General features: G+C 58.8%; 16 protein-coding genes and 1 pseudogene. 5 read left to right on the top strand and 12 right to left on the bottom strand.

What is annotated here, in order from left to right:
• The first annotated feature begins 91 nt into the window (after positions 1–91).
• Positions 92–1,408, top strand: a complete 1,317-nt coding sequence (gene guaD / locus AAHF05_RS07860) for a guanine deaminase (RefSeq protein WP_129324478.1) — start codon at positions 92–94, stop codon at positions 1,406–1,408.
• Here the strand turns inward: guaD and uraH are convergent.
• Both uraH and uraD read right to left on the bottom strand, forming a co-directional pair.
• Positions 1,388–1,711 carry a hydroxyisourate hydrolase gene (uraH, locus tag AAHF05_RS07855; protein WP_114978294.1) on the bottom strand — a complete coding sequence of 108 codons (324 nt, stop codon included), beginning with the start codon at positions 1,709–1,711 and terminating at the stop codon, positions 1,388–1,390. The two genes, guaD and uraH, sit on opposite strands and share 21 nt — an antisense overlap.
• A complete protein-coding gene (uraD, locus tag AAHF05_RS07850) occupies positions 1,708–2,208 on the bottom strand; it encodes a 2-oxo-4-hydroxy-4-carboxy-5-ureidoimidazoline decarboxylase (protein ID WP_129324452.1) in 501 nt (166 codons plus the stop codon). Before uraD ends, uraH begins: the two co-directional genes overlap by 4 nt.
• A gap of 169 nt (positions 2,209–2,377) precedes the next feature.
• Here uraD and hpxO point away from each other — a divergent pair, with 169 nt between their 5' ends.
• The 3 genes from hpxO to AAHF05_RS07835 are packed head-to-tail and all read left to right on the top strand — an operon-like array spanning position 2,378 to position 5,531.
• Positions 2,378–3,532: an FAD-dependent urate hydroxylase HpxO gene (hpxO, locus tag AAHF05_RS07845; protein WP_129324451.1), complete on the top strand. Its 1,155-nt coding sequence runs from the start codon at positions 2,378–2,380 to the stop codon at positions 3,530–3,532.
• 17 nt (positions 3,533–3,549) lie between these two features.
• A complete protein-coding gene (hpxD, locus tag AAHF05_RS07840; protein WP_129324450.1) occupies positions 3,550–4,584 on the top strand; it encodes a molybdenum cofactor-independent xanthine hydroxylase subunit HpxD in 1,035 nt (344 codons plus the stop codon).
• Between the two features lie 11 nt (positions 4,585–4,595).
• On the top strand, positions 4,596–5,531 hold the full coding sequence (locus AAHF05_RS07835) for a PDR/VanB family oxidoreductase (RefSeq protein WP_129324449.1): 936 nt from the start codon (positions 4,596–4,598) through the stop codon (positions 5,529–5,531).
• A gap of 37 nt (positions 5,532–5,568) precedes the next feature.
• On the opposite strand, the pseudogene AAHF05_RS07830 reads toward AAHF05_RS07835, so the two are convergent.
• The 4 genes and pseudogenes from AAHF05_RS07830 to AAHF05_RS07815 all read right to left on the bottom strand — a co-directional run bounded on the left by AAHF05_RS07830 (position 5,569) and on the right by AAHF05_RS07815 (position 10,490).
• Positions 5,569–6,148 (bottom strand): annotated as a pseudogene (locus tag AAHF05_RS07830) (DJ-1/PfpI family protein).
• Between the two features lie 22 nt (positions 6,149–6,170).
• Entirely contained in the window at positions 6,171–7,361 is a 1,191-nt protein-coding gene (locus AAHF05_RS07825; protein WP_129324448.1) for a glycoside hydrolase family 88 protein, read from the bottom strand.
• Between the two features lie 13 nt (positions 7,362–7,374).
• The gene (locus tag AAHF05_RS07820; RefSeq protein ID WP_129324447.1) at positions 7,375–8,655 is read right to left on the bottom strand and encodes an oligosaccharide MFS transporter; all 1,281 of its coding nucleotides are present in this window, start codon (positions 8,653–8,655) and stop codon (positions 7,375–7,377) included.
• A complete protein-coding gene (locus tag AAHF05_RS07815; RefSeq protein WP_332617503.1) occupies positions 8,652–10,490 on the bottom strand; it encodes a DUF2264 domain-containing protein in 1,839 nt (612 codons plus the stop codon). The genes AAHF05_RS07820 and AAHF05_RS07815 overlap by 4 nt, the downstream gene beginning before the upstream one ends.
• Positions 10,491–10,718: 228 nt before the next feature.
• On the opposite strand from AAHF05_RS07815, the gene AAHF05_RS07810 reads away from it, so the two are divergent.
• Positions 10,719–11,576: an AraC family transcriptional regulator gene (locus tag AAHF05_RS07810; RefSeq protein ID WP_028019160.1), complete on the top strand. Its 858-nt coding sequence runs from the start codon at positions 10,719–10,721 to the stop codon at positions 11,574–11,576.
• Between the two features lie 75 nt (positions 11,577–11,651).
• On the opposite strand, the gene cobT is transcribed toward AAHF05_RS07810, so the two are convergent.
• From cobT to AAHF05_RS07780, 6 genes are read right to left on the bottom strand one after another with little or no spacing between them, the layout of a single operon-like run.
• Positions 11,652–12,707 carry a nicotinate-nucleotide--dimethylbenzimidazole phosphoribosyltransferase gene (cobT, locus tag AAHF05_RS07805; protein WP_129324446.1) on the bottom strand — a complete coding sequence of 352 codons (1,056 nt, stop codon included), beginning with the start codon at positions 12,705–12,707 and terminating at the stop codon, positions 11,652–11,654.
• Positions 12,708–12,717: 10 nt separating this feature from the next.
• The gene (gene cobC / locus AAHF05_RS07800) at positions 12,718–13,326 is read right to left on the bottom strand and encodes an alpha-ribazole phosphatase (RefSeq protein ID WP_129324445.1); all 609 of its coding nucleotides are present in this window, start codon (positions 13,324–13,326) and stop codon (positions 12,718–12,720) included.
• Between the two features lie 3 nt (positions 13,327–13,329).
• The gene (gene cobS / locus AAHF05_RS07795; RefSeq protein ID WP_129324444.1) at positions 13,330–14,088 is read right to left on the bottom strand and encodes an adenosylcobinamide-GDP ribazoletransferase; all 759 of its coding nucleotides are present in this window, start codon (positions 14,086–14,088) and stop codon (positions 13,330–13,332) included.
• On the bottom strand, positions 14,079–14,630 hold the full coding sequence (gene cobU, locus AAHF05_RS07790; protein WP_129324443.1) for a bifunctional adenosylcobinamide kinase/adenosylcobinamide-phosphate guanylyltransferase: 552 nt from the start codon (positions 14,628–14,630) through the stop codon (positions 14,079–14,081). The genes cobS and cobU overlap by 10 nt, the downstream gene beginning before the upstream one ends.
• The gene (locus AAHF05_RS07785; protein WP_129324442.1) at positions 14,627–16,150 is read right to left on the bottom strand and encodes a cobyric acid synthase; all 1,524 of its coding nucleotides are present in this window, start codon (positions 16,148–16,150) and stop codon (positions 14,627–14,629) included. Before AAHF05_RS07785 ends, cobU begins: the two co-directional genes overlap by 4 nt.
• Positions 16,147–16,965 (bottom strand): energy-coupling factor ABC transporter ATP-binding protein, encoded by an 819-nt coding sequence (locus tag AAHF05_RS07780; RefSeq protein WP_129324441.1) that lies wholly within the window; start codon positions 16,963–16,965, stop codon positions 16,147–16,149. The genes AAHF05_RS07785 and AAHF05_RS07780 overlap by 4 nt, the downstream gene beginning before the upstream one ends.
• Between the last annotated feature and the right edge of the window lie 9 nt (positions 16,966–16,974).

Raw genomic sequence — 16,974 nt, 5'->3', positions numbered from 1 at the left:
GGCCGCAGGTTTCCTGCGGCCTTCCTCAAGCTGGCACCCTTTTTGCTCATTCTCATGACTCCGCTACGCAAACATAAAGGCAGGAACCATGATGGAATACCAGACAGCGATCCGCGGTGCATTTTTTGATATTGCCCAGGTCTGCGACAGTGCAGACACTATCGCCCAACACGCACGCTATCTTGAGGACGGATTGCTGTTCATACAGAACGGTAAAATTCAGGCGCAAATGGCGTGGCAGGATGGCGAGCAGTATCTTGATCCTCACAAAGGCTACACCGACCTGCGCGGCAAACTGCTGATGCCCGGTTTTGTCGATACCCACGTCCATTATCCGCAAACGGAGATGATCGGTGCGTTTGGCGAGCAGCTACTGGAGTGGCTGACCACCTATACGTTCCCGGTGGAGAGCCAGTTTTCCGATGAGGTGTATGCGAAAGAGATTGCCGAATTTTTCATTAACCAGCTGGTGAGCCATGGCACCACTACCGCGCTGGTGTTTTGTACGCTGCATCCCGAATCGGTCGAGGCGCTGTTTACCGAAGCCCTGCGCCTCAACATGCGCCTTATCGCCGGCAAGGTGATGATGGACAGGAACACCCCGGACTATCTCAGCGAAGACGCGAAACAGAGCTACCGGCAGACGCGTGAGCTGATCCAGCGCTGGCACCACCGGGGACGGTTGGGGTATGCCATTACCCCGCGTTTTGCACCGACGTCTTCACCCGAGCTGCTCGCGGCGGTGAGTTTACTCAGAGAAGAGTTTCCAGATACGTGGATGCAGACCCATCTGAGCGAAAACCCGAATGAAGTAGCCTGGGTGAGCGATCTCTGGCCAGAGCACGAACGTTATCTGGACGTGTATCACCACTACGGCCTGACCGGCGAGCGCAGCGTGTTTGCCCACGGGATCCATCTGCATGAGAGCGAATGGCGCTGCCTGCATGATACCGGCTCCGCTGTCGCATTTTGCCCCACCTCCAATCTGTTTCTCGGTAGCGGGCTGTTTCGCCTGCCCGCCTGCTGGCAGCACAAGGTGCGGATGGGCATCGGCACTGACGTCGGCGCAGGCACCACCTTCAGCATGCTGCGCACCCTGGGGGAAGCCTACAAAGTCGGTCAATTGCAGAGCTACCGACTGCGCGCCAGCGAAGCGTTTTATCACGCCACGCTGGGTGGCGCGCACGCGCTCAGGCTGGACGACAAAATTGGCAACTTCACACCGGGTAAAGAAGCCGATTTCATCGTGATCGACCCTGACGTGACGCCGTTACAACGCCTGCGCAATCGTCGCTGCAAAGATATCTACGAGCAGCTTTTCGTGCTGATGACTCTGGGCGACGAGCGCAATATCAGCGAGACCTGGGTCAACGGCGAGCGGGTCTGGTCAACTGCCCCGGTAGGTTGACCACCCACCAGGCGCAATCACAAACGGCAGATGGAAGTGCTCCTCTGCCGTTCCTCCCGTCACAAAATCAATTTGCGCGCAGGGATAGAGGGTGTCGCGGCCAGTTTCGCGAAACCATTCACCGATCTCCGCCACCAGCCGATAACGGCCTGCGGGCAGAAAGGGAACGAACGTGGTAATGCGCCCCTGCGCGTTGGTCACGTCCGTAGCCAGCGTTTTTCCTTCCTGTTGCAGATGAACCGTCACCCCCTGTGCCGGTTTTCCCGTCGAAATATCCAGAATATGCGTACTTAAGGTGCTCATTCGTTTATGACTCCTTCCAGCCGTAGTAGCGTAATGTCCCGCAGCTGTTCCAGCGCGGCACGGACTTCCTGCGCATCGCTGTTCTCCAGCCGCGCGTGCAGCGCCTGTAAAATGTCCTCTCCGCTGCGGCCTTTGGCGCGGATCAGAAATACGCGTCCGAAACGGGCTTCATAACGGGCATTACCTTCGCGCAATGCCTGCGCAAGGGCTGCGTCGCTGTCATTCACCGCTCCTTGCTCCTGACGGGACAGCGCTGCCTCGGCCTGTGAACCGGTGGGTTTTTCCCCGATGCGCGGATGCGCGCTCAGGGCCTGCGCTAACGCCGCATCATCCCAGGTTTGCGCCTGTGCCGTGGCCGCGTTGAACAATGCCCCCCGGCTCGGGTAAGGCCGACCGCGAACCAGCGCCTCGGCCCAGGCAGGAATGGCTACGCAGGGGCGTAGCAGCGCAAGTGCATCTTTGTCAGGAAGATGATTAAAGTCGTGCAGTGCGATCATAGTGGCTCCTTTATCACAATCCTTCTGGCTGTTGCACAAATCGCGCCACTTTTACCGCGCCAGCGCACCTTAGCAGTGCAACGTCACCTCTCTCAATGCCCTTTTCGCCGCTCTGCAGCCTGGTACGCAAATTGCTCACTCTCATTACACCCTGCAAAAGGAGAGAAGCATGAGAGCAATCGTCATTGGCGCGGGTATTGGCGGCCTGAGCGCCGCCGTCGCGCTGAAGAAAGCGGGCATCGACTGTACCGTGTTTGAAGCCGTAAAAGAGATCAGGCCCGTCGGGGCGGCCATCTCCATCTGGCCTAATGGGGTGAAATGTATGCAGCACCTCGGCATGGGCGACATCATCGAGACTTACGGCGGTCCGATGCGTTTTATGGCCTACAAGGATTACCGACGCGGCGAGACCCTGACCCGCTTTAGCCTTGCCCCGCTGGTTGAGCGTACCGGAGGGCGTCCCTGCCCCGTCTCGCGCGCTGAACTCCAGCGCGAAATGCTGGACTTCTGGGGGCGCGACAAGGTGCAGTTTGGCAAGCGCGTCGAACATGTCAGTGAAGATGACGCTGGCGTCACGGTGACCTTCACCGATGGCACTACCGCAACCGGGGATTTCCTGATTGCCGCCGACGGCAGCCACTCGGCGGTTCGTCCGTACGTGCTGGGATATACGCCCGAGCGCCGCTATGCGGGCTACGTTAACTGGAACGGGCTGGTGAAGATTGATGAAGAGATAGCTCCCGCTCACCAGTGGACAACCTTCGTGGGCGAAGGCAAACGCGTGTCGCTGATGCCCGTCTCCGGCGGTCGTTTCTACTTCTTTTTTGATGTTCCGCTTCCCCTCGGGCTGGCAGAAGACCGCACGACGGTGCGGGCCGATCTCACCGGCTACTTCCGCGGCTGGGCACCGCCGGTGCAGAAGCTCATCGCGGCGCTGGATCCTGAAACGACCAACCGCATCGAAATTCACGATATCGAACCGTTCGACAGCCTGGTACGCGGCAAGGTGGCGCTGCTCGGCGATGCCGGGCACAGCACCACGCCGGATATCGGCCAGGGCGGTTGCGCCGCCATGGAGGATGCGGTGGTGCTCGGGGACTGTCTGCGTGAAAACCATAACATCATGCTGGCACTGAGACAGTACGAAGCGCTGCGCTGCGACCGGGTTCGTGACCTGGTGCTAAAAGCCCGCAAACGCTGCGACGTCACCCACGGGAAAGATATGGCGCTGACGCAGGCCTGGTATCAGGAGCTCAAAGAGGAGACCGGAGAGCGCATCATCAAGGGTCTGTGCGACACCATTCAGGGCGGACCATTAGGCTGAACACAAGAGGGATAACGATGAAAAGAGAACCGACTCCACCCGCCCATTGTACCTTTGAGCCAGAGGACTGGCTGCGCCTGGCGAAATGCTGGCATCCGGTCGCGCGCGCCTGCGACGTCGGCCCGGCACCGGTCAAAGCGACCCTGCTGGATGAACAGCTGGTGATTTACAGGATTAACGATCGGGTCGTGGTCGCCCGTGACGTTTGTCCTCACCGTGGCGTACCGCTGACGCTCGGCTTTCACGACGAGCACGGGATCATCTGCCCTTACCACGGTTTACGCTTTGGGGAAGACGGGCGCTGCAACCGTATTCCGTCAAGCCCGGACCAACCCGTTCCGGCGAAGCTGAACCTGATTAACTACGCCGTGGAGGAGCGCTTCGGCCTGATCTGGACCTGCCTGGCGTTTGACCCGGACAATCCTGCGCCGCTGCCCACCATGCCGCACTGGGATGACGACGGATTTCAGCAGATCAACTGTCCGGCGTTTGAGGTAAACGGCTTCGCCGGACGCCAGGTGGAGGGTTTTCTGGACGTGGCGCACTTTGCGTGGATCCACACCGATACCTTTGCCGATCCCAATAATCAGCTTGTACCCGCCTATCAGCCGCAGGAGACGCCGTTCGGCTTCGTGGCGGATTACTGGAGTTCTGTGAGTAACTATCCCGCCAGCTCGGACGTGCAGGCGCCGGAAGGGTTTCAGTGGCTACGCCATTTTGAAATGCATCTGCCGTTTACCGCCACCCTGACGATCCATTTCCCGGGAGAATCGAGGCTGGTGATCATGAATGCCGCGTCGCCCGTGTCATCACGCGTCACCCGCATGTTCGCCCCTATCGCGCGTAATTTTGACCTGCATATTCCGGTGGAAGATGTGCATGCCTTCAATCTGCGCATTTTTGAAGAGGATCGTTTGATGGTCGAAACCCAGCGCCCGGAAAGCCTGCCGCTGGACCTGACCCTTGAAGCCCATATTCCGGCGGATAAAAGCTCGATTGCCTACCGCCGGGGACTGAAAAAAATGGGTTTTGGCGAGTTTTTCCTGGTCTGATGGAGGCCGATATGTTGAGCGTGATTGTTGACGGGATATGGCGTGAAGGGGATAAAAGTCTCGCCGTCCGGCTGATCGCTGAAAACGGTGAAGCGCTGCCGGCATGGCAGCCCGGGGCGCATATTGACGTGCACCTGCCCTGCGGGGTGGTGCGCCAGTATTCCCTGACCGGGTCATGTCAGGACGAGAGCTATCTTATCTGCGTGGGCCGGGAAACCGCCTCGCGCGGCGGGTCGCGCTATGTGCACGATACGCTGCGTCCCGGACAGAAATTATTGGTCTCTGCCCCACGCAACCTGTTTCCGCTTCTTCCGGCAGAACGGGTTTTGCTGCTGGCGGCGGGCATTGGCATTACGCCGCTGTATGCGATGGCCCTGCAGCTGAAGGCGGCCGGAACACCGTTTACGCTGCACTATTACGTCAGAAACCGCGAAAGCGCGGCGTTTGCGCGCGAACTCTCGCCGTTTGCTGAGTGCATCATTCATACCGCCAGCCCGCGCACAGCGCTGGCAGAGCATCTCCCGGCGGCTGAGGCGGGACTTCACGCCTGGATCTGCGGTCCGGCAGGATTCATGGAAAAAGTGCGGGAGGTCGCGACGGCAAAGGGTTGGGAGGACGCCCAACTTCACAGCGAGGCGTTCCAGCCTGTTGCCCCTCTCTCCTGCGGTGAAACGGGTGAGATTTTTACGGTCAAACTGGCCTCCACCGGCGAGCGCTGGCCGGTGCCAGCGGATAAAACTATCGCCCAGGTGTTACAGGCAAACGGCGTGGACGTGCCGCTGTCCTGCGAAATGGGGATCTGCGGCGCCTGCCTGACCCCGGTGATTGACGGCGTGGTGGATCACCGGGATAGCGTGCAGTCGGAAGCGGAAAAAAGCGCGGTAAATCAGCATGTGGCGCTATGTTGTTCGCGGAGTCATTCCGGGGAGCTGGTGATCGGGCTGTAAAACGAAATAAATAGCCTCCGGCATAGCCGGAGGTTTTTCAAACAAGTCGTCCGGATAAGGGGTAATTAATATGACTGGCCTGCTCGCGCGCCAATGTCTCATCGCCCTGTAATCGCGCCGCCAGGGTAAAGGGTAAAGGCGAAATCAAATACGTTACCCAGCCCACGGCCACTCAGCAGATTGCCGTCTTCCACCACGTCGGCATCAACGTACATGCCATCGCTAACGGTTTTCCACAAATCGCCGGAACAGACATAGCGACGCCCCTTGAGCAGTCCGTTGCCGCTCAGCACGCGGGCGGCGGCGGAGCAAATCGGGCAGATATATTTGCCCGCTTCATCATGCCGCCGAATGAAGGCGATCGCCTCCGCGCTTTTCCTCATGTTAACGCCGCCTTCCGGGCCGCCCGGTAACACCACGGCGTCAAAGGTCTGATCAACGCAGGCCTTCAGGGTGCTATCCGCCACCATCGAGATGGCGTGATAACTCACCACTTCGCGACTCTCGCCGCAGGCAATCGTCTGAACCGTAATATTCAGGCGGCGCAGGATATCGATAGTGACAATCGCTTCCCCCTCTTCAAAACCGGGGGCTAATAGCACGGCTACGCTTTTCATCTTGCTCTCCATGGCTTAAGGGTTACCAGTACGGATGCCAAATCTGTCGCAGCCGCGCCAGCAGCTCAAGATAGAAATAGTCCCCCCAGCTACAGCACTGATCGACGCCCTTACCGCTGCCCATATGATAAACCGAGTGCTGCAGCAGCCCTTCGGTCGGATCATCGTCACGAGCAAGGTAGTTATCGGTCAGCGACTGCGCAATGCGCAGCGCCATCTCTTCATAATACGCACGGTTTGCGTCGAGCGTCGGCAGCGCCTTGACCAGCTCCAGCAGGCCGCAGGCGGCAATCGCCGCCGCTGAACTGTCGCGCACGGCGTCGGTTCCGAGCAGGGCCAAATCCCAGTGGCAAACATCATCTTCCGGCAGACGGTTGAGGAAGTAATGCGCCAGGCTGCGTGACAGCTCAACCATCTGCTTATCGCCGGTATGCTGATAGCTGAGCAGGAAGCCGTAAATGCCCCACGCCTGGCCGCGCGACCAGCACGAGGTATCGCTGTAGCCCTGATGGGTGTTGCCAAAGCGCGGCGCACCCGTCTGCACATCCATATACCAGGTGTGATACGTCGAGGCATCTTCACGCACGATATAGTTCGCGGCCTGTCCAGCGTGAGCCGTCGCCGCGTGCGCGTAACGTGGGTCGCCGGTCTGTTCGCTGGCCCAGTACAGCAGCGGCAGGTTCATATTACAGTCGATGATCATTCGCCCCTGCTGCTCTGGGTCGTTTAAATCGCCCCATGCCTGAATAATGTTGGCCGTCGGGTTAAAACGCTCCATCAGGCGCTCGGCAGCCAGCAGCGCCGACTGGCGAGCGGCTTCGTTGCCGGTGAGCCGCCAGGCGCTGATGCAGGAGAGCGAATAGAGGAACCCGAGATCGTGCGTTGCGGTGTCGATACGCTGCTCAATGCGCCTGGCGAACGACGGTAAATAGCGCTCGGCAGCTTCGCGATAATGCGCTTTGCCGGTCATCTCCCAGGCCAGCCACAGCTGGCCTGGCCAAAAGCTGGTGGTCCACTCCACGTTATCGGTGCGCGGCCAGACCCCATTCTCACAGGCTTCGCCGGGGAACTTATCGCCGAAGGCGACAATATTGTTGTCGATCTTGCGCGTTACGCGGATTAAGGCCGCTTCCAGCTTCTGGCTCAGCGCCAGACGATCAACCTGATGCAGTTCGATCGGCCGCAGCGCTTCGGTGATAACAGATTTGGTCATAACAACTCCTGAATTAATGTTTGGCCGGTTCAACCGGGGCGGTCTCTAAAGCCGGAGCAAAGGGGCGTGAGGAATCGCGCGTCGACTGGCAGCGCGACAGCGTAAAGGCGGAAATCAGCGTAAATATCAGGGCGCAGCAGCCCATCAGCAGATAGGTATGCTCAAAGCCTATCCTGTCGTACAGGTAGCCGGCAGGCGGAGCGACCACAATCGAGCCAACGTAAATCATCGCCTGGTAGCCCAGCAGGTACATCGTGGCGTTAACCCGACGATGGAAATGTTCGGCGATGTATTTGAAGACCGATATCAGCAGCAGCGCGATCTCGACGCCATAAAACGGTTTGATGATGGAGATAACAATCGGGTCGCTGGTCAGTCCGGAGGCGATCAGCCGTGCTCCTACCACGCAGCCGCAGAACAGCAGGCCGCGCTTAGCGCCGTAGTGGTTCACCAGCCACGGGATAAACATCATCATTACGAACTCCATCCCCGACTGGACGGTGCTCAGGTAGCCGTACCAGGCATTTCCCTGCTCTTTGGTGGCGAAGAACGATACGAAGTAGCGCGGGAACTGCTGTTCGGCGATAAACATCATCCACGCCACCCCGGCGACGTAGAGGCTGAACATCCAGAATTTGCGGTTTTTCAGCAGCATCAACACATCGGCAAAAACGATCTTATTGGCGGAGATGACGCTGTTATTGCGCAGCTGCTCATCGCCGATTTTGAGGCTAATCAGCACCAGCAGCATCAGTACCGAGGTACCGCTGCTGAGCAGAAAGTTGGCCAGCGGCGTGAAGTTAAACAACAGCCCGGAGACCGAAGCCGCCATCGCCCAGCCCAGCGAACCCCACATTCTGATGCGGCCAAACTCCAGCCCGTACAGGCGGCTAAAGCGGTCGGCGTAAGATTCAGACGCCGCCACGCCGGCGTACCAGCCCAGGCTCAGATACAGCGCGCCGATGATAATCCCCGCCATCGCATGGCTTTGCAGCAGCGGCTGATACACCAGCGCAAAGAACGGCGCCATCAGCGCAGAAATGGTGCAGACAAAATAGAGCAGCCACTTGCTCATGCCGATTTTGTCCATGATGTAGCCGTACACCGGCTTCAGGACCACCGCGAAGACGCCATTGATGGCGAACACGCTGCCGATGGTGATGCTATCCAGGCCCACTTTCTGGCTCAGCCACAGGGCGTACAGGCCAAAGCTGGATGACCACGTGAAAAAGTAAAGGAAAATAAAGGTACTCATTTTGCACTGTGCGGCGCGTACGGACGATGATGTGCTCATAGCGATGCCTCCTGGGCCAGAACGAGCGTCATTTCTTGTCGTGCCGTCACGAAGCGTACCGCATCATCGCTAATGATGGCCTGTGGACAGCGTTGCGGATCGAAGTCGGCGGCATTTCCCGCCCACACCGCGCTTATCAACACATGCTTACCGGGGTCGAGTTCGCCGCGCAGCAGCGGCACCGCCGCGCGCTCGGCGAACAACAGATTACTGTTTGGCGGCGTCAACACCGTCTCGCCGCGGCGGGCGTGCGGATGCAGACAGAAAATGGCTGATACATCCTGGGGATTGCGTAACCAGCAGGCGTTGTCGCTCTCGTGTACCTGCGACTGCGGGCGGTTCGCCAGGCTAAAGCCACCCTCCGCACAATCCAGCGCGCGCCGGGTATTGATACGATGGACGCGCAGTTGCCAGTCGCCCAGCGCCAGCAGCCAGCTCTCAATCACCACATCGCGCCACGGCAGCCAGATGCTGTAAATGGTGCCGTCTGCGGTGACCACGTGCTGGCATTCGCGGCGGCCACGCCAGTAGTTATCTTTTTCGGCCAGCAGCAGCATCGAATCGGGCGCGGCGTGGTTCAGGCCGTAGCGCCCGCGTTCGATGGTGAAGCCAAAGCGGGTGGAATAGGCAAATTTGCAGTATTTCGCTTCGGTATTGACGAAGTTGTTCAGCTCGAGCTGGCCGGAAGTCAGCATCCACAAGTGATCGGCCTGACGCACCACCACCTGATCCGCGTGGGCTATCGTGTGCTGGACGGGCAACGGCGGCAGCGGCAGCTCAGCCGCCTGCCAGAAGGCATCGCCCTCTTCTAATGCCAGCACCAGCAGGGTCTTCAGGCCCCAGTACGGCGAACCCGGCGCGTTGTAGTCTTCCGCCATCGCCAGGTTCGGGTAGCTGTAACCGACGCTGAGTACGCCGTCGCGGTCGAACATCGGCTGCTTCAGCCACCAGCGCAGATGACGCAGAACGATGCCCTTTATGACGCCGGGCGAAAAGACCTCCAGCCCGGCGAAGGCCGCCGCACTCCAGAACGCCGCCTCGGCAAAGCGGTAGGTCAGGCTCCGGCCAAACGGGATCGCCGCGCCGTCTTCGGCGAAGAAATGGATGAAGTCAGAGGAGAAACGCGCGGCCCGGTGACGCAACGTTGCGCAACGCTTTGGATCGACATCGACCATGAGCTTCGCGTAAATCAGTCCATAGAAATGAAAGCCCATTGAGATGTAATAGTCGTGCGGCCGCCCCGGACCATCGGCGTACCAGCCATCGCCGAGGTAGTAGTGCTCCATGGCAGCAAAATGATTTTCCAGCACCTGCGAGTTGGCCGGCATGCCGCAATAATGGAAGCCGACCTGCACCAGAATCGGAAAGAAGTGCCAGTTGTTATCGGGGATCTCCTGGGTCTCGCACTGCTTTAGCCAGCGCCATAAATTCTCTTTCTCGGTCTCAGAGAAGTGTGCCAGTACGGTATCGCCCGCCAGCGCCAGCAGCAGCCCGTAGGCCGCCATCTCGACGATTCGCTGATCGTAAGGCGCGACGTCGCCCCAGTAATCGGCATGCTGCGGATTGGTGCCGTTTTTTATCGCCTGTAAATAATAGGAGAAGTGTTGCGGCTCACTGCCGCCAGCCAACAACGGCGTTACGCCCCACAGGAGACGGGAAAACGTTTCCATGCTCGCGACCTGCTGGCCGTAGTGAGCGGTAAAGTTCGCTAAATCAATGCGGCTGGCGTCGTTTTTAAAGTAAGGCGCCACTGCGTTTAGCATATCGTTAACCAGCCGTAGCACCTCTTCACGACTTGTCAGTGGATTATCCAGATTAATATTTTCAGGTTGCACAGGGTCCTCCCGCATTACACGAGGGTAGAGATAACTTATTGTTATTAGGCTTTTTAAAGCCACGAGTGCGACGTCTGGATGAAGAGTAACTGCTTTTATTCCCGGCACTGAGTGAGCAGACTCACAAAATTGAACCACCATTTCATTTTTGCTGGATTTTATCGATCGTGAGGAGGATAAATTACAAATGATGGCCTAAAAATTTAAATCTGTTGTCCTGGAGGTAAAATGGGTGAAACGCAGCTGCTGGAACGCATTACGCTCGATCGGCAGGCCATTTCTTTTAACCGCCTGTACGCCAGCAGCGCGATTTACTACCACTGGCATCAATGCGTTGAATTGCTCTACATTTCCAGCGGCTACGGCATCGTGGTGGTGGATAATCAGCACTACACCGCCCGTCCGGGGCGATTATTTATCTTCCCGCCCTTCCGTTTGCACAAAGTGCAGGTCGATCATAGCGATAAAAACCCCTATCACCGCACCACTATGCACATTGAGCAAGCGGTCGTCGAAAGTGCGCTTAGCGCCTTCCCGCGCCATCAGGCCAGGTTCGCCGCGCTGGCCGCCAGCAATCTGCCCGCGCAAATCTACGATCTCAGCGAGCACGCGGCGTTTATCGAGAGGATCCTTGAGCAGTTCCAGCGCCTGGAGGGCAACGAGCAGACCGAGGCCTGCGAGGTGGCATTTCTGGTGATGCAGCTCATGACATTTCTTCCCGAGCAACCTCAGCCCTACCCGCCGCGCCAGCAGACCGTCGCCTCGCGGATTATGAGCTGGATAGAAGCCCACTATGCCAGCAAGTTTTCGCTCGACCAGCTAGCGCACGACCTGGGGCTTTCGCGCAGCTATACCTCACGCATTTTCCGCCAGCAGACCGGGGGCAGCATCCACGAATATTTGCTGACCCGGCGGATAAAAAGCAGCTGCGATCTGTTACGGTACAGCGATGAGAGTATTGACACTATTGCCCTGGCCGTCGGGTTTAGCGAGGTGACCTATTTCATCACCTGCTTTAAAAAGATGATGCGTCAGACGCCGCTGCAGTATCGACGTCGTATCCTCAGCACCAGAATGCCCTGCTAAGGGGGGGGGGTTGACCGCTGGCCCAAAGCTGGACGCTTTCCGGCGTCCAGTCTGGCGGGGGGTTTTGCCTTTCCGTCATGCCGGAACCGGCAACTCAATGCCGCTTTGCGCCAGTTGCCCCATCTCGCAGTACATTGCGCAGGCCGCACTGACGATAGACATAGCCAGCGCGGCGCCGCTCCCTTCGCCAAGACGCATGTCAAGATGGATAAAGGGCGCCAGCCCAAGGTGCTCCAGCGCACGTCTGGCACCTTTTTCGGCGGAAAAATGAGAGGGAATACAGTAGCTCTTAACCTCTGGTGCAATCTGACAGGCGGCGATGGCCGCTGCATACGAGAGAAAACCGTCTAACACCACGGGCAATCCGCATGCGCCAGCGCCCAATATCACCCCGGTCATGCCCACCAGGTCATAGCCGCCGACTTTGGCCAGAACATCAACCGCATCTCGCGCATCCGGCTGGTTAATGCGTATCGCCTGACGGACAACGGTTTCCTTATGTTGGACCCGATCCTGAGGCAAATTGGCCCCAATCCCCACCACATCATGCGGATCGCTATCGGTCAGTACGCTGATGATTGCCGAGGCCGGTGTCGTGTTGGCAATACCCAGCTCGCCAACGCCAAAGACGGAGATCCCCTCCTGAGCGCGTTTTTTAACGAGGCTGGCGCTCGCCAGCAGCAGGTGCTCGGCATCCTGGCGGCTCATCGCCGGCCCCTGGGCGATATTACCGCTGCCACGCGAGAGTTTAAGGCTGAGCATATTGTCGATAGGCTCACCGTCAATACCGATGTCAACGGGCAGCACCGACGTCTGGCTATTGCGGGCCAGCACGCACACCCCGGTCACCCCCTTTTGCATATTGACGGCCTGAAGCCAGGTCACCACTTGCGGCGTCACGGCCACACCTTCATCAAATACGCCATGGTCGGCGCACATGACGATAATCTCTTTTTGCAGATTATCGAGCCTGTCGAGTCCCCACATTCCCGAAAGCTGTACAGCCAGGCTCTCCAGCCGACCGAGGCTGTTTGTCGGCTTTATTAAGCCATCAACATGCCGTGAGGCCGCCTGAATCTTCTGTTTATCAAGCGGTCTGATGGCCGCCGCCAGCTCCTTCACTGTACCCATCCTCACACCCTCATTCCTCAGTTTGCCAAACGTTTCTGCCATTAAATACGCGTAACACCCAATGCCCGGCCCGATTTTCAACGACCGTGTAGGCATCGTGACTGAACGGGAAATGCCACATTGCCGCCACGGGCATCCCTAACCAGGTTGCCAGCAGCAGGCTCAGCACGCCCTGATGCGCCACAATAAGCGTGTCTTCGCGCTTCTGCAGTTGACTCATCTCATCCGCCGCCGCCCTGACGCGCGCGGCGAAATGCGGGAACGCCTCGCCACCGTCCGGCGTGGCGTTTTGCCAGTCATCCATCCAGCGCTGCCACGACGCGGGATGTTCTTTTTCGATGTCGCTGAAGTGCCGCATCTCCCATTCACCAAAATCCAGCTCATTAAGACGCGCATCAACATGGATATCATGGGCTGTCGGCACGATAAACCGCGCCGTTTGCTGCGAACGCTGGAGCGCGCTGACGCGCGTGTGCCCGAACGCGACCCCGGACAGGTACCCGGCAACACGCTGGCTTTGCGCAATACCCTGCGGCGATAGCGACAGATCGGTGCTCCCGTAAAACACGCCGCTGATGTTAGCGGTTGTTTGACCGTGCCGAACCAGAAAAATACGCATACATCAAACCCACAGAAGCGCCAGAAGGAAGGCCATTTCGCCGATCTCCTCCATCGCGCCCAGGGTATCCCCCGTCAGCCCGTTCAGTCGGCGGCTTAAAAAGGTCTTTACGGCGTTGACGACAATCCAGGTGATAACGCTGGCGACCAGCCCCTGCATCCCCGCCAGCAGCCCCACGAGCGCCACGCCGATGCAGAGGGTGATGAGCGTCTCTTTGCCGCTGATATGGCCGAGATAGGCGTTTGCCATCCCTGCACCTTCGCGCGCGTAGTGCTGCCGGTACATGACCAACACCATTCCCGTTCGCCCGACGATCGGCGCGCACACCAGCAGCGCAAACAGGGTATGAACCGGAAGGTGAGCCAGGGAGATCGCCGCTGCGACCTTGATAAGAATGCAGAATACGATAGCCAGACCACCGTAGGTCCCCAACCGGCTATCGCGCATAATCTCCAGCATCCTTTCGCGGGTGCGGGCAGAAAACACGCCATCACAAGTGTCCGCCAGACCGTCCAGATGAAACCCACCGGTCAGCAGCACCAGCGCCAGTACCCAGGCGACGGCACCGATATAAATCCCCCCGCCGGTCTGGCTCACTGCCAGATAGCCTAAGGCGGCCAAAACCCCAACGATCAGGCCCACCACGGGGAACCAGGGGACGCCACGGCCATACTGTGAAAATTCAACGCCGTCGCTCCATTTTTGCGGCACCGGAATGCGGGTAATAAATCCCAGCGTCGCCCACAACATTTTTAACGGCATTTAATCTTTACTCCAATTCCCGAGACAACCAGCCACACTTCCTGTGCCGCTTGCGCCAGCCTTTGGTTCGCGCGCCCGGCAATATCAACAAAATGACGCGCCAGCCGATTCTCTGGCGTGATGCTCATACCCAGCTCATTGGTCACAATATAAACCGGCCCCGCCGACTGCTGGCAGGCCGCAATCAGGTCGTCCACCTGCTGTTGCAGCACCGCCTCAAGCGCGGAAAAATCGAGGGTCTCCGGCGAAGCGCCGCCGCTGGCGTCATAGAGCAGGTTCGACAACAGAGTGGTGACGCATTCCAGAACCACGCCTTCGCCCGGCTGCACCTGATGGCGAATCACGTCGCCCAGATCGCGATACCCTTCCCAGGTTCGCCAGTGCGCAGGACGCTGTGCGCGGTGCTTGTCAACGCGCAGCGCCATCTCTTCATCGGTAATCACCGACGTCGCGATATACAGCACGCGCTCGCACTGCCGCGCCGCCAGCTGTTCGACGTGCGCACTTTTCCCGCTGCGCGCGCCTCCGGTGACTAAAATCATGCGCCCTCCTCCTGATGCTCCTGCATTATTTGATAGATCTTTTTAATATCAATGTGTTCTCTCATCGCGCTGGCTAAGAGATCAAACTGTTGCGCTTTGTAGCCCGCGTAATCTACCGCAACGTCTAATGGCGCCAGTCCTTTGCGCTGGCGTAAGCCATCCACCATCGCGCGCGTGAAGGCATCGTTATCGAACAACCCGTGGAGATACGTCCCTATCACCTGCCCGTCAGCGCTGATGGCGCCGTCCGCTATGCGCTCGCCCTCTTTTTCCAGAAACAGTGCCGGATAATCGTCGGCTGTCAGCCAGGTCTCTCCCATATGAATCTCATAGCCCTGCACCTTAATGCCCGCCGCCGACTTAAGCCACGCCGGGAGCGCCGACGCCATCTGCGCCGAAACCTGCGTCGTGGTTTTTCGCTGCGCGAAGCGGGTCACGGTATGGAGCAGACCCAGCCCTGGCTGGGTTCCCATACCAGATTCCACCTCATCGATGATGGTGTCGCCAAGCATCTGGTAGCCGCCGCAAATGCCCATGACGGGTACGTTCTGCTGGTGTGACTGGAGCACCGCGTGCGCCATACCGCTTTCCCGCAGCCAGGCCAGATCCCCCAGCGTATTTTTACTGCCGGGTAGAATCACGAGGTCAGCCCTCGCCAGCTCCTGGGGATAACGGACATAGCGCACGCGTACATCGGGCTGCGCCGCCAGCGCGTTAAAATCGGTGAAGTTGGAGATATGCGGTACCTGCACCACGGCGATGTCGATATCGCGCTGCGCGGTTCGCAGGTATTTTCCCTTTTGCAGCGCCACGCCGTCTTCATCTTCCAGATCGACATCCAGCCACGGCATAACGCCCAGTACCGGCACGCCGGTCAGGTTTTCAATCTGCTCAATGCCCGAATAAAGCAGCGCAACATCGCCACGAAATTTATTGATGATGACCCCTTTCACGCGCGCCCGCTCGTGGTCGTGCAGAAGCGCCAGCGTACCGTAGATGGCGGCAAATACGCCGCCTCTGTCAATGTCCGCCACGAGGATCACCGGGCACTGCGCCATTTCGGCCATGCCCATGTTGACGATATCGCGATCGCGCAGGTTGATCTCCGCCGGGCTGCCCGCACCTTCCAGCACCAGCACGTCATACTCCCCGGCCAGGCTGTTATAGACATCGCGGATCTGCTCCCGCAGGCGCGGTTTGTACTCGTGGTAGCTGACCGCGTCCATATCGGTTGCCACCTGTCCCATCAGCACCACCTGCGCTTTACGGTCGCTGGTTGGTTTTAACAATACCGGATTCATCCGTACGTCCGGCGTAATCCCCGCCGCCTGCGCCTGAAGGATCTGCGCGCGACCCATCTCTTTTCCCTCCGGTGTGATACCGGAATTGAGCGCCATATTCTGCGACTTAAACGGCGCGGTACGCAGGCCATCCTGATAAAAAATCCGGCACAGCCCCGCCACCAGGACGCTTTTGCCGACGTCAGAAGCGGTGCCCTGCAACATAATTGCCTGCGTCATGAGGCCTCCTTCATTGCGTTTTGTTTTCGCATGCGGCTGAAAAATTCATCTTCGGTTTTACACAACGGCAGGCCAAGCTGCGCGTGCAGTTTAACGAGCCAGGGCTGCGTTAATCCGACCCGTTCCATCAGCTCGCCGCGAGCGAAGACCTCACCCGGCGCGCCGTGCGCCAGCACTTCTCCCTGGCGCAGCACGTACACGGCATCGCTGACTTCGTAAATCAGGTCAATATCATGGCTGGAGATCACCACGTGGTTCCCCTGTGCCACAATGCGCCTGATGATCTCGATCATCTGCGAGCGTCCTGAAGGATCAAGCCCGGCCGTGGGCTCGTCCAGAAGAAGATAGCGTGCCCCCAGCACCAGCGCCCCGGCAATGGCGACCCGCTTCTTTTGCCCATGGCTCAGGCACTGGATCGGCTGCTGGCGAAAATGCTGCGCGTCGACCAGCGTCAGCGCATCGTCGACGCGCCGCGCAATCTCCGCTTCCGCTACGCCCAGGTTACGCAGGCTGAAGGCAATGTCGCTATCGATATCGGTATAGAAGATCTGCTGATCGGGGTCCTGAAACACCGTTGTGACCTGCTGACGGAGCGCCAGCAGTCCGCGCTTGCTGTAGTCCAGCGGCTTCCCCTGCCACAGCACCGCCCCCTGCTGCGGCTTCAGCAGACCGCTCAGGTTCATAAATAACGTCGACTTTCCGCAGCCATTAGCTCCCACTAGCCCGGTGACGGCATGCGTCGAAAAATCCAGCGTCAGCCCTTTGAGTACATGCGTCTCCTGATAGCGAAACCAGAGATCGGCGGTGGTCAGCATGGTGCGATT

The organism is Enterobacter adelaidei (genome assembly GCF_041937165.1).
Taxonomy (GTDB): domain Bacteria; phylum Pseudomonadota; class Gammaproteobacteria; order Enterobacterales; family Enterobacteriaceae; genus Enterobacter; species Enterobacter adelaidei.
This window is presented reverse-complemented; position numbering and strand designations above follow the sequence as displayed.